Source organism: Solibacillus sp. NPDC093137, from assembly GCF_050280445.1.
Classification (GTDB): Bacteria; Bacillota; Bacilli; order Bacillales_A; family Planococcaceae; genus Solibacillus; species Solibacillus isronensis_B.
The window spans coordinates 164,778-177,600 of sequence record NZ_JBNNVH010000004.1 but is presented as its reverse complement, the minus strand read 5'-3'; the positions used below and the strand labels follow the sequence as shown (position 1 = coordinate 177,600).

Below are 12,823 nucleotides of genomic sequence, written 5' to 3'. Positions count from 1 at the left end.
ACGTCCTTATTCTTCTCATTTTTGATTTTCAGGAGGATTTTGAAGGAGAAGGGAACAACTTATACCCTTTTACTTTATGTGCTTTAAAACGGCTTACAAAAGCCTTTAAATACACACTTAACATACATTGGAGGATTTTACCATGACAAAAAAACACATTATCACAGAACCTATTTCTCTATTCCCGGAGGCTATGCAAAAACATATAGCCTACGCACTGGTGAATAAAAGAATCAGAGGTGAAGCTTTAACGGATGCCTTAAATAGTCGGTTATGTGATTTAGAGGACACAATTAGCCTTGCAAAATATAAAAAAATGATTGAACAAGGCGTAGAAAAATTTTATGTAAAAGGCGACTTTTATGTAGGTGACGCTTGGTATTTTGAAATGGATGATAAGAGCGCGGTTGAGCGATTAACGTTTAGTAAAGAACTTAACCATGCTTATAAAATCAGTACAGAAACAGATGCAGATGGTTACTTTGTGACTACTCTTCATTTATACCAAACTCTGACACCACGTATGAAAATTGTTGGCGACTCGATCACGTACCCGTCTAATTGCAATCTGGAACGTAAACAGCTTGGTTGTGATACAGCCAGCTTCGTTTTAGGGTTAGGGGATTTACAAACGAGTATTAGTACAATGGCCGACGGTTATTATGGCGCGGTGTATTGGCTACCGAAACTTAATGAAGTGATTATTCAATTTGATTTAGATGGCGCTGCTATCAGTAAAGAATCGTTTGAACAAACGTTGAGAGCAGTATTGGAAAGTAGTTATAGAAAATAACAGCATCTTGCTAAGAGGGAACAAAAGGGTTTTTCGTATGTATTTATACGAAAAGCTCTTTTTTAAATTTGGAGGGAATCACAATGAAAAAATTAGGCAGTAAAATCGATTTATTTTCGAGCATTTTTAATGAAGTTTCAAAAGAGGATAAAGAGAAGCCAATTCAAATATTAGAACTTTTTGGAGGTATTGGTGCACCAAGAAAAGCACTTAAAAATTTAGGGGTAAAACATAAGCTTATTGATTATGTTGAGTGGATGGAAAATCGAGTGCGCGCTTACAATGCTATGCACCCGCATAAGCATGAACAACAGGATATTAGAGGTTGGAACTTACGACCATGTTTGTTAATACATGGAAGTCCGTGCCAAGATAATTCTGCTGCTAACCTCAACGATGATCAGGGTAGGTCAATGTTAATGCTTGAAACCATCCGAATTATTTCGGAAATGGGCGACTGGAAACCAAAGTTTGTTATTTGGGAAAACGTAAAGGGCGCGCTTTTTAAAGATAAGCTACCGATATTCAACAAATACCTGAAAGAAATGACAAATCTCGGCTACACAAATTCATTCGAAATTTTATCTGCAATGGATTTTGGTGTACCGCAGACACGCGAACGTATTTTTTGTATTTCGATATTAGGTAACGAAACTTTTGACTTCAGCAAATTACGTAGACGTCCGTTACGTCCAATGAGCAGTTTTAAACAGGCCGAACATGAAATTGAGGATATTGAAAAATACGTTGTAAACGCACCTTCAATGTTAAGTCGAATCAAAGATTTAGCGACTCCAGAGGAAATTGAACGTAACAAAACGAAATTCCGCTATCTTGAAACCATTAGTAGCTTTTGCAACACGATTACCGAAAGACCGGATCGTTGCCCTGCTGCAGGTGTGTTTCGTATGGAGGATGGTCGTTTTCGATATCCAACTGAGCGTGAATGGTGGAGGCTTATGGGCTTTGACGATTCTGACTTCGATTTAATGTTACAAGAGTTCCCAACTAAAAAAAATCAGCGTAACGCCACACTTTATGCGTTAGCTGGTAACAGTATTGTCGTTCCTGTCATGGAGGCTATTTTCGAAGTTATCCTAAGCGGTAATTACGCTGTAGCTCTACAAAGCAACACTACTGAATCAAGAGTATTAGCTTGTTAAACATAATGAAAGATAAACCATAAATTTGCCTACAAATCGGAAGCAATATGCTTTATATTCGGAAACCTTATGGTTTATTTTAGAAGCTTTATGCTTTTTTCGGAAACTTTATGGTTTACATCTTTTAATTAAAAGTAAATTTGAACTTTTTTATATGGAGGAATTTATAGTTATGGATATGATAGTGACAAATAATGTACAGGAATATAAAAAAGGTGATCAAGTTTATTACACACTTGATGAAAGAAGTCCTGTAGGTACAATCGTCGAGCATAACAAAGAGGATGATACCTTTTGCGTTAGAAAAAACACATATGAATGTTATTTTAGAAAAGGCATTATGTATAAAAAAACAGACGAAAGCGCGGATATGATTGTTCATAGGTCTATACTAAAACCTTATGTAAAACCAATAAATCCAACGTTAAAAGATATGGTTGGAGGAGAATTAGCAAAAGTAATCACAGAAGGTTTAGATGAATTAACGAATGCGGAGAAAGTGAATTTATATAAACATATTGGAGAGCTCATTAATTTTTATCAATCAAACGATAGATGGAATGAACGTAATGTATTTCCTACGTATTATGTGAAAATATATGAAACCATTGATTGGGGTTTTAAAGTAGGAGATAAAGTTATGGAGCTTTCATCCAAAAGATCTTCTGTAGCTGTAGCTGTGATTAAAGAATATTACAAAGAAAATAATACTTTTTTAATCCAAAAAGCAACAGGGGGGTTGGTTATTGTAAGAGGTTGTATACTAACTCCTTATACAGAACCGCAAGAGCCAAGTGAGATTGAACAAGTAGAAACAATTAATCATATGGATTTAGTTGAACAGTTATCTTTCACCTTTTAAAAAAGGTATAACGAAACAGAGGATTTTTAGAATTATAATATGAGCATGACTACCGTTTTTATTCTAATACGGGTGTTATGCTTTTTTGTGCATTAGACAGTTTAATAGAGAGGATAAGACTAAACGGAAGATAATTCTAGAAAAGAAGAATATTTTCTAATATAGGAATTGCTAAGCTATTACTTAGATGATAGAATTAAATAGTCTTATTTTATTTATTTTATTATGCTCACACAACCATTAATTATTGTTGTATTGTGAAGCACTTTGAACTTTTGCAGCCTATGGGTTGATGATTAGAAAAATAGCATCGGGTATCCGTATGTCATTTTTTAACATCCTCAACTTTCATTGGCTGCTTTTTTTGCGTTCAATTGTCAATAGGACACAAGCGTATTAAAAATCATCGAGAAAGGAGGAATGACTATTATGTTAAGTAATGTAATAGAGTTTTTTACAACAAACGTTTTATTAGGAGTTGTCATTGTCATTATTGCAGGTTTCATCCACTCTTTAACAATAGATTACTGCAAATTTAAAATGGACAAGAACAAACCAAAGAGTGAACTTGCAGCGACTACAAATACACCGCAAGAGGAAAAATTTATTGATGGCGAACAATTTTTATATATACTGTTTTTAACAGGAAGTATATTTTGTTTGTATTTACCAATGATGCTTTTAACTTTTTATGTATTAAACGATGCTGGCTTAGTCGAGATTGTTGTTAAGCGTATACAAGACGGGGCATTTCCAAAAACAAAAGTAACTTTTAGTCCCATGTTGTTATATGGCTTAGGACCATTTTATTTCTGGCTCATTAAAAAGATTATAAAAGCGGGTAGAAGTAAACAGTCAACAGAAGTGGAAGCGTTAGAAGGAAAAGTTAAGTACAAAAACATAATTGTAGTATTTGAAATTATGTATAATAAAGTACAAGACTTTAAAGAGAGAAGACAAAAAAAAGGGTCCTCAGAAGAAAAATCTGAAGACAAAGAAGTTTAATGTAATATTAGTGTAGGTGAACTTACTCAAAATGTACAGTAGTTTGCTGAAAAAACGTATAAACAATTGGCTCGTCACATATTTAACAATTGTTTATACGTTCCACTTGTATTTAAAAATCGTAGCACCTATGTTATAATTTTCATTAAATAAAGGGTGCAGGAGGAAAACATATGAATAACACAATGACAACATCTAAATGGTACTCGTTGACACCTGATGAATTACGATCGGTTGTTAATAGCCCTAAAAACGAAGGTTTAAAAGGCGGAATAATCACGTTTATTATTGTGATGGCAAACGTATTACCAATGTTTATTAAGTTTCCAATAAAATTTATTAAGACATACTTTAATGTGGTATTTACTAAATTTATTAAGGAATAATGAATAAACAAAATGACTATGTGAAAAATATGTAAATTTAACTTTATTATAAGGCATTGTTTTTAAAGATTTTTAATCAATTAAAATGTTGAACCAAAACAGAGGAATTTTAAATATTTATAAAGAGTAAAACGACTAAAAAAATTGTGATCTACAGCAGATTGCAATTATGGGTAGTCGTTTTTTTTTATTTAGGAGGAAAATCAAAATGATTAACGTTAAATTTAAAGGAAATGCAATTAATGGTGAAGTGATTTATTTCTATGATAATGAAAGAAACTACTGCACAAACACTTTTAATTTAGATGTGGTAAATATCCATGTTAAAGAATTAGAACATATCAGCGTTTTTAATGAATCCGTATTATATAACCCATTACTGAATCCTCTTATCGAGCATACATGCGTTATTTTGGCAGTTGGAAAGCAAGATTTAACGGTATATGCCTATTCGTTTCAGCTGGGGACAATTATTAGTGTACCTATAGCATGTATTATTGATATTCGTTTAGATAATGAAAGTAAGTTAAAACGTAAACATGATGTGAGTTTATTAGAAGGACTGAAAGAAAGTTTTAATAAATTATTGGAAGAGGCCGGAACATTTGAAAATCGCTTTATCGATCACGAGAAGATAGGTATATATGCGACTGAAGTACAAAATAAAGTACTAATTACTAATGAAGTTTTTCGAACAGTAACCCCGTATTGGCTATTTGAATCGATTGAGGAAATCTATTCTTATAGATATGGCAATCCATTTTTACAGCCGGTTTCAAAAGTCTGCCCAGAAATACAAGTGGAATTTGAAGAAGATAACTCACTTCGATTTAAGTATGCTGCACGTTTCCCTGTAAATTTAGACAGTGAATTTGAAATAAGAAATTCAATAGAAAAGTTTGCTGAAATTAAAGATGGTTTTACTTCTATTAGTGATGTAAGTATCCATCCTTCCAAACGTGAAGAACTGGAGCGTTATATCATTTCTTTAAATGACATTGATTTATTAGGGGAACTTGCGATTGTTGAAAACACATTACGTACAATTTCAAGAATCGTAACGCACCGAACGGATAGTTATTGTTTTGCAGAGGCGTTACCGCTGCAGCTTCATTACAGTCAGTGGAATAATGAACTTTTCTATAGATTAGAATTACATTTTAATTTCGGTAAAAACGCACATATTGGTGATTTTGAAGACTTATTAAAGCAAGCGTTCAATGACTTCTTTAACATTTTCAAAGATTCATTAAATGAAGTTACCGAAGAAGCGTTACCGTTTTGATTGGTACTATTATCTTTCTAATAGGAGGCGCGGCGAAATCGAACTAATAAGGGTAAAGAAGGAAATTTAAAATATAAGAGGCGGCGAAACGACTGATCATTCACAATCCATATTTGTGTTTGTTTAGTCGTTTTCTTATTACCAGGAGAACTAATTATGAATAATTTAACACTAGAAATTGGCGATGTTTTGATAACAACAAATCAAAATACAGTACGCATTGCATCAAAGAGTAACCTGGCGAAGAAATTTATTTCGCTTGAACAAGCAAATGAACTACTTGTAAACAACCAAATTGCACTTGTAGCGGTTGATTTTGGTGGGGATGAAGTATTTGTTACCCCGGCTGCTGCAATTGAACATAGAGCATTTACAGAGGAATTTTAAACTTACGAAAAGAGGGCATGTGAAATGGAAACGATTGTACTAAATTTTATTGGAAAAGATTCATGGGGAAGACCTGTTTTTAAAGATGGAAGCGGACAAATGTTTAAGGACTTAAATTTAGGAGATACACCTATTCATCTTTGCACAGCTTACGGAGATATTGAAGCTGAGCCAGACACACCAATTTCTTATATTGACCATTATAAAAATGTTCATTTTGAAATTAAGGGATTGGAAAGTGAACCCTCTAGTGAAGATCGATTTAATTATGTGATGCTAAGTCGCCTAAAAATGGATTGTAACTATTTTTTAGGTTTCGGAAATGGTCATGTAAAGCACCTTTATTACGACACAATTGACGAACATATCAGCGAAATGAAGAAATTATATAATTCATTTTCTGATGATAAAAAACCTGAATGGCTTACATTGGATGAAATTATAGATTATGAAAATAAAATGAAGTTGTACATTCGTAAACTTTAATTAAAGAAATTTGGCTACCAACCATTTTTTAGAGTTTAACCATATATTTTTTAAAAAGACTGTGCTCCTGCTTTTATTAAGCTGGGAGACAGTCTTTTTTTATGTAATGATAAATTAAAAAAGACCGCCGGCCCAATAATATATTGGTTTGGCGATCTTTTATTAGGGTTTAAGAGTTGCCCTCCAACAGAAGCGTAGAACGGTAATCCTTAAAATGTGTGATACAAAATCACTTGTAGCAATCAGCTAACTCAAAAAACAAAACTATACCATTCAATTATAAGACTTCTACAATTTTATAGCCATGACAATCCTTTGTTTTTTACGTTTTATTTTATTGAAAAACAATCTATTTTAAGTTTACTTTACGCTATATTATGTTAAAATAAGAGTATAACTTTTTACTTTATTTTATTATGCGAATCAGACACAACCACAATCATCACATTTTCAATGATTGGATCTGATTGTCAGCGACTTTGAACTAACACGGCCTTTGGGTTGAATTATTTTGGTATAGGATTTTTCTGGATTTTTCTAGATTTTTATCCTATTCTACCTAACTAATTCTTCCTGAAGGCCTTTTTTTGTTGTTCAAAATAACTTAAAAAGTGTATAAATTAATTTTATTTCAGGAGGTTCCAATCATGGAAACAACATTAAACATTATCACAGAAGGTACTCGCAGCTTAACAGCAGCAGAACAATTAACAAAGGAACTAAAATTCGAAAGCAGATTATTAGGTAGTAAAGACGCGTATATCGAAATAGAATCAGATAACGATTATGCATTTTATACTGACAAATTCTTCAACACACCTGCATTAGACCGCTCAGCTTACCGTTTAAAAGTATCATTTGAAGATAAATCAACAGTTTATTTCAAATTATGCGTAAACAATAAGAAATTCACACCTGAATATCACGCTAATTATTTAGTGCAAGATATGGTGAATATTTTAAAAGTTGATCGTGTTATCTGGAGCATTGATGGCTTTAAATCAGTACACTTTACTCAACCTAAATTAGTCGCTTTACGTCCAGGTTCACTCCTAGACAAAATGAAGAATTTTAAACGTACAGTCAATGAGTTTTTTACTTTTGACGACGAGTATTAATTTTAGTATTTGCAATTAATAATTTATCAAAAACAAAACTAAAAAACATAAAAGAGCAATAATAGCTCTACAGGAGGAAAATATATCATGGCTAACAAATCTAACGAAGCAAACTTTCAAGGACGTTTAACAAAGGACGCAGCATACTCAGTAACTCCAGGCGGTACAAAGGTTTTCAAACTTTCACTTGCAGTTCCAAACGGCAAACCGAAAAAAGAAAACGGACAACCGGTTATGGAAAATGGTCGTCAAGTGTTTACAGACGATGTACTTTTCATTGAAGCTACTGCATTTAATAATTGTGCGGATAACCTTGTAAACGGAGCCTTAAACCCTTTGCTGATTAAAGGTGCAACTGTAAAAGTTACCGTAAAATTTGAGGGTATTAATACTTATCCAAAAACGGACGGTTCTGGAATGGGAGCATCCGCTAACTGGTCGATTGGTTCCTATAGTGACGTTTCACTAGTGTCACCACCTAAGCCTAAAACTCAAGAACAAGGACAAGGGTATTCACAGCAGCATTCGCATGTAAATAATGGCGGTCAAACTCAATCGTATGGCAACCAACCAAACTTGCAACAGCAGCAGTATAATAACCAACCTTATGGAAATCAACAGTATGGTGGTCAACCTCAAGAACATTATGGCAACCAACAATTTGGTAATCCAAACGGTCAAAACCCAAATGATGATTTACCATTTTAAGAGGGATATTAACTAAATAAAGAGGGAGAAAAGAGCTTTTACGAATTATTTCGTAAAGCTCTTTTTCATTTTCTAGGAGGACTTTATATGAAAAATCAACGATTGAATGTGTTAGGCCGTAAAGTCAACAGCATGGGCTTAACCGAATTTCATTTTGATAATTTAAAGGAGCAACAAGAATTTTTAGAAGGACCTGTTAATGTGGAAGAGCTTATGAATGACATTAATTTATTTGCTAGTGACGATGTTGAAGCAACAATTGACACACTGAATGTCATAGTTTCATATGGTCGAGATGATTATGGCGATGATATACGACAACACATTTTTGGCAACTGCTATTTTGCAACCGTTGATGAAAATGGTAAAACAGTGGAATTATCAAAAGATCAGGTAGCCACATTAATCGAACATTCACGCTACGGTTATTTAAAAGTAAATAACCATCGCATTATGAATATTGATATGTCAGCTTTTATTTAAATTAAACTAACAGATATTTAAGAGGAATTAGCAGTACACACATTTTCTGTGCTGCTTCAACTATTAGGAGGAATCTATTATGACACGCATAGGAAACAAGATTAAGAGTGGTTATTACCCGAGCCAGCAGCCCCAAACTGTATATATGAAGCAATTACTAGAGTTTTCTGGTGATGCTATCGCTATAGATACAACTTGCGGAACAGGTGAGGTTTTAGCCTATTTAACAGCTCAGCCAGAGAATGAAAATGGAGAATCAGCGAACAATGTTGTAACTTATGGCGTTGAAATTGACTTAACACGCGGTGAGCTTGCCAAAGAAAATCTCGACAACGTAATTGTTGCACCAATTGAATCATGTATTATTTCAAATGATGCTGTTCAATTCGCTTACCTTAACCCTCCATATTTAGAAACGATTAAAGATCATACAGGAAAAACAGAACGTATGGAATTTATTGAGTTAGAGCGTATTTTACGTTACTTAGCTCCAGGTGGTGTATTAATGTATGTAATTCCTTATTATCGTCTAGGTCACGAACGAATTGCACGTTTGTTATCCACGCATTTCAATAAAGTTAGTGTCATGCGCTTTACTGATGAAAACTTTGACGAGTTCAAACAGGTAGTTATTATTGGCCACCGGAAAAAGAATGCCTATAAAGAATTCAGCGAAAAGCTATATGACGCGTTTATGAGAATTGCTAAATGTGACGTAGATGCAATTAAGAAATTATTGCCTACACTAAAAGATCATGCTGAAAATCCAGAAAAACGTTGGGTTATTCCGTCAACTACTGCGAGCAAATTAAAACGCTTTGAAACACGTTTAATCGACAAATCGGCTCTTGCTATGGCATTACACGAAAATGGTGAAATGACACGTTTTGTTAATAAAAACAGACCGAAATCAGTGGACTTAAACGGTAAAACTCCACCATTACCATTAGCAGCAGGTCAAATTTCTTTATTACTTGCTGCCGGCGGTATCAATGGACTAATGGGTATTAAAGAGGAAAACGGTTCAGTTATTGCGAATCCCGAGGATTTACATATCCTCAGAGGGCAGGAGCGCGTTTCAAAACAAGTAACTGAAGAAAAAACTGAAACAGGCGTTATTTATAAAACTAAAACTAAGCGTGAGGTTGCTATTAAAGCAATTTTACCTACAGGAGAAATTAAAAAATTCATGTAGTAATAACAAATTGAGTAGAAGTACAGAGCAAATAAAGTTGGAAATAGTTTATAAAAGTTGGAAACACATAATTTAGAAAGCTAATTTATCAAGGTTTCTTAATTTAAGTAATGAAAATTTGCTTTTGTGTTTCCAACTTTATTTCTAAAACTAATTAGTAGATGAACCAATGAGTCCTTATAAATTCAGACTTATAGTTTCTAACTTTATTTGTCTTAAATTAATACTTATTGAGCAAAAGTTGGTAATGTAACGAAAAGTTATATTTCCGGCTTTTTTGCATTTCTTTGTTAGCAACTACCAGGAGGAAAATTAAACATGTTATTTGTATCTAAATTAACTCCGATTGTTGGAGAATTATTGAAATTAAGTGTCTTTAAAAGCGTTGCAATCCGTGAAATTGAAGCCATTTCTGAAACAGAAAAGAAAGGGTATGTTGAATATTACGACACATATGCCGCAACACAAGTCCCAACAGAAGTATTAACATTTTACAATCGCGTACGCTTAAAAGATGGTAAGTACGGTATCTCTGCTTTACGCGTATATTTTCATGGTACTGAAGACCATTTACGTGTAATTGGATATACTAGCAATTATCCATACGTAAATCAAAGTATTTCTTATAGCTATATGAATGAAGAATTAAGTAAACAGTCTACATATGTAGGCGATGTAATCATTACTTCATTAGATCAGCTTTATGATGCTTTAAAACAAATGATTCTCGATGCGAAAGGATTTCTAGATATAAAACCAAACAAAAACATTCATCCATGCTTTGATGAACTAATTTCATTCATTACAGACGCTTACGGTCCTAATTTCTATGCATTGGATATGATGTCGCCACATATAACAGCGCATACTGCTTCGCTTGGTATAATTTGCGAAACTGGCTGGGGCGATGATTATTATTTCAATGTGACAAAAGACAAAAAGCATGTTGCAATGAAAGTTGATATTGACGCTAGAGAAGTTTTTGAAGGTGATAACTCAACTTATCGTGAACTCAAAGAAATAGGTGAAAAAGGTATTATTAACACAATTAAAGAGTTTTTTAAAGAACGAAACTTTATAAAAAATATAAATAATTAGTATTCTCACCCATATTAATCAAAATGGATTAATATGGGTTTTTTTATGTTGTTTTATTCCTCACAATGGGATTACCGCTACATCTGAAGAATTATCAGCAAATGCCAAACAGGTTACTAATATAGCCAACGGATCCGAAATAATATCAATAAATTTATCTACAATTGCTGCATCTACGAAGGAACAGACCTCTATTATGAATGAAACAAAACAATCCAAAATACAATTCCCCCTAAGAACCGTTAGCATAATTAAGAGCTCTAACAGTTTTCTTTATGAATTGGAATTAAAAATAGGGCCGGTTAGATCTCCAGTTATATTAAACTCATTACTAGCTTTTTTAAGATAGTTGCCATTAAGTATATTAACCCATGCATAACACGAACAAAGCGCTCCCGTTAATATATATGTAAAGGCAATTTGGAGTATTAATTAATAGAGTCTTTAGCTAGTATTTATTGCTATGTTTGTAGGCACATCGAATATACCAGTCGGAAGATTACTAGAGTGAGAATACTTCGTAATAATAGTATTGCGTAAATATTTTTTATAACGGCTTTTTGTTTCAGTAATCTCTTTATGTTTTAGTGCGAAATATTTAATAATAATATTGATTGTGGACCATTTTGTAACAGCTGCGCGGCCTTTACCGGTTACAACCTTAATGATCTTATTTGATTTTTTTAATAGGGCGTTTAATGTACTTTGTTGGCACCCAATTTGTTTGCAAATTTGTTTTTGAGTTAACGTAATGTATGGTGTATTGTTTAGTGGAATTGATTCCAAGTATGTTATCAAATCAGATTCCCATTCATGAATATGGCTGTATTTTCTTTCAGAGCGTACTTTTTTAAACTTGTACCAATTAGTGTAAGGTTGATCGATTTGGTAACCTTCTAAAATTTGATCAATATATATTTTATCAGGACCATTATATCTACCTGAATAAGCTGAACGAATAGAAGCTTGAATTTCTGTTAACTTTAATGGAGATTTTAACCCATTATTAAATTTGGATATTAATTTTGTTGCATCTGTAGTTGGTAAACCATCGGCATAACAAGCAAGTGCGATGGTAAAGATTGTATTGTTGCGGCCCAGTTTTCCTTTATGCCCCTGAATACATGTTAACGATAATATTTTTTGAAATGCACTGGACTCAAGATAATTCATATTCATTTGTTTTATATATGTTGTAAATAGGCTGCGTCCCTTATCATCATCCATTTTTTCAGACCAAGTAATCATCGCTTCAGGTGAATAAATGTCTCCTAATTGTAGCCAGACTATATTGCTTTCCTTTGGCACTCTAAAAAAACCGAAATCGTTACAATAACGATCCGCTTCTACCGATACAAGGCTTTCTTTTAAATTAAGGGCAATGCGTTTGGCTATATTCAGACTTAGGAAATTTCCATTACTGGAGATTTTCATTGGTTTACTTAATACAAAATAAACTTGATAGCCATTGGGAGTACGAATAACCATGGTTGGCGCACCAATGCTATTATCAATACATGCTAGGAGAATATCTTGTAATGAATATTTTAAAGTATCTATATCTACTACAAATGTATTGATTTGCTTTAAATTTTGTTCAGTAAAGCCATACAAACATTTTTCTGGGCTTTTTCTGGATAGAAGGTTATAAGTGTTTGGTGTGAAATGAGAGAGCTTACAAAGAGATTTGAGCAATATTTCATTTGATTGAAACACTTTTCCAGTCGAAGAAATATTAGAGAAATCTGATTTCTTTTCAACTCCAAATATGATAGCGTTATGATTATTTTTTAGTAAAGTAGTATAGAAGGATTCTATTTTTAACGCCATTCTCATATTTTTCACCGTCCACTT

General features: G+C 33.2%; 14 protein-coding genes. 13 read left to right on the top strand and 1 reads right to left on the bottom strand.

Features of this window, described 5'->3' with window-relative positions; translation table 11 throughout:
• The first annotated feature begins 142 nt into the window (after positions 1 to 142).
• The 13 genes from ACQKN3_RS15130 (at position 143) to ACQKN3_RS15070 (ending at position 10,969) form a co-directional block, all read left to right on the top strand.
• Complete coding sequence (locus tag ACQKN3_RS15130; RefSeq protein ID WP_427712919.1) at positions 143 to 793, top strand: hypothetical protein; 651 nt, start codon at positions 143 to 145, stop codon at positions 791 to 793.
• An 83-nt stretch (positions 794 to 876) separates the two neighbouring features.
• On the top strand, positions 877 to 1,956 hold the full coding sequence (locus tag ACQKN3_RS15125; RefSeq protein ID WP_427712917.1) for a DNA cytosine methyltransferase: 1,080 nt from the start codon (positions 877 to 879) through the stop codon (positions 1,954 to 1,956).
• 172 nt (positions 1,957 to 2,128) lie between these two features.
• On the top strand, positions 2,129 to 2,818 hold the full coding sequence (locus ACQKN3_RS15120; RefSeq protein ID WP_427712914.1) for a hypothetical protein: 690 nt from the start codon (positions 2,129 to 2,131) through the stop codon (positions 2,816 to 2,818).
• 429 nt (positions 2,819 to 3,247) lie between these two features.
• Positions 3,248 to 3,823 (top strand): hypothetical protein, encoded by a 576-nt coding sequence (locus tag ACQKN3_RS15115; protein ID WP_427712911.1) that lies wholly within the window; start codon positions 3,248 to 3,250, stop codon positions 3,821 to 3,823.
• Between the two features lie 173 nt (positions 3,824 to 3,996).
• Positions 3,997 to 4,209 carry a hypothetical protein gene (locus ACQKN3_RS15110; RefSeq protein ID WP_427712908.1) on the top strand — a complete coding sequence of 71 codons (213 nt, stop codon included), beginning with the start codon at positions 3,997 to 3,999 and terminating at the stop codon, positions 4,207 to 4,209.
• A 208-nt stretch (positions 4,210 to 4,417) separates the two neighbouring features.
• Positions 4,418 to 5,494, top strand: a complete 1,077-nt coding sequence (locus ACQKN3_RS15105) for a hypothetical protein (RefSeq protein WP_427712905.1) — start codon at positions 4,418 to 4,420, stop codon at positions 5,492 to 5,494.
• A 156-nt stretch (positions 5,495 to 5,650) separates the two neighbouring features.
• Complete coding sequence (locus ACQKN3_RS15100) at positions 5,651 to 5,881, top strand: hypothetical protein (RefSeq protein WP_427712903.1); 231 nt, start codon at positions 5,651 to 5,653, stop codon at positions 5,879 to 5,881.
• 24 nt (positions 5,882 to 5,905) lie between these two features.
• Complete coding sequence (locus tag ACQKN3_RS15095) at positions 5,906 to 6,367, top strand: LPD11 domain-containing protein (RefSeq protein WP_427712900.1); 462 nt, start codon at positions 5,906 to 5,908, stop codon at positions 6,365 to 6,367.
• Positions 6,368 to 7,014: 647 nt separating this feature from the next.
• The gene (locus tag ACQKN3_RS15090) at positions 7,015 to 7,485 is read left to right on the top strand and encodes a hypothetical protein (RefSeq protein ID WP_427712898.1); all 471 of its coding nucleotides are present in this window, start codon (positions 7,015 to 7,017) and stop codon (positions 7,483 to 7,485) included.
• Between the two features lie 87 nt (positions 7,486 to 7,572).
• Entirely contained in the window at positions 7,573 to 8,193 is a 621-nt protein-coding gene (locus tag ACQKN3_RS15085) for a single-stranded DNA-binding protein (RefSeq protein WP_427712896.1), read from the top strand.
• 87 nt (positions 8,194 to 8,280) lie between these two features.
• Positions 8,281 to 8,676, top strand: a complete 396-nt coding sequence (locus tag ACQKN3_RS15080; protein ID WP_427712893.1) for a hypothetical protein — start codon at positions 8,281 to 8,283, stop codon at positions 8,674 to 8,676.
• A gap of 79 nt (positions 8,677 to 8,755) precedes the next feature.
• On the top strand, positions 8,756 to 9,871 hold the full coding sequence (locus ACQKN3_RS15075; protein WP_427712891.1) for a DUF6094 domain-containing protein: 1,116 nt from the start codon (positions 8,756 to 8,758) through the stop codon (positions 9,869 to 9,871).
• A gap of 318 nt (positions 9,872 to 10,189) precedes the next feature.
• Complete coding sequence (locus ACQKN3_RS15070; protein WP_427712889.1) at positions 10,190 to 10,969, top strand: hypothetical protein; 780 nt, start codon at positions 10,190 to 10,192, stop codon at positions 10,967 to 10,969.
• A 444-nt stretch (positions 10,970 to 11,413) separates the two neighbouring features.
• Here the strand turns inward: ACQKN3_RS15070 and ACQKN3_RS15065 are convergent, their stop codons facing one another.
• Positions 11,414 to 12,805, bottom strand: coding sequence for a primase C-terminal domain-containing protein (locus ACQKN3_RS15065; protein ID WP_427712886.1), 1,392 nt, complete (start codon positions 12,803 to 12,805; stop codon positions 11,414 to 11,416).
• Positions 12,806 to 12,823: the final 18 nt, after the last annotated feature.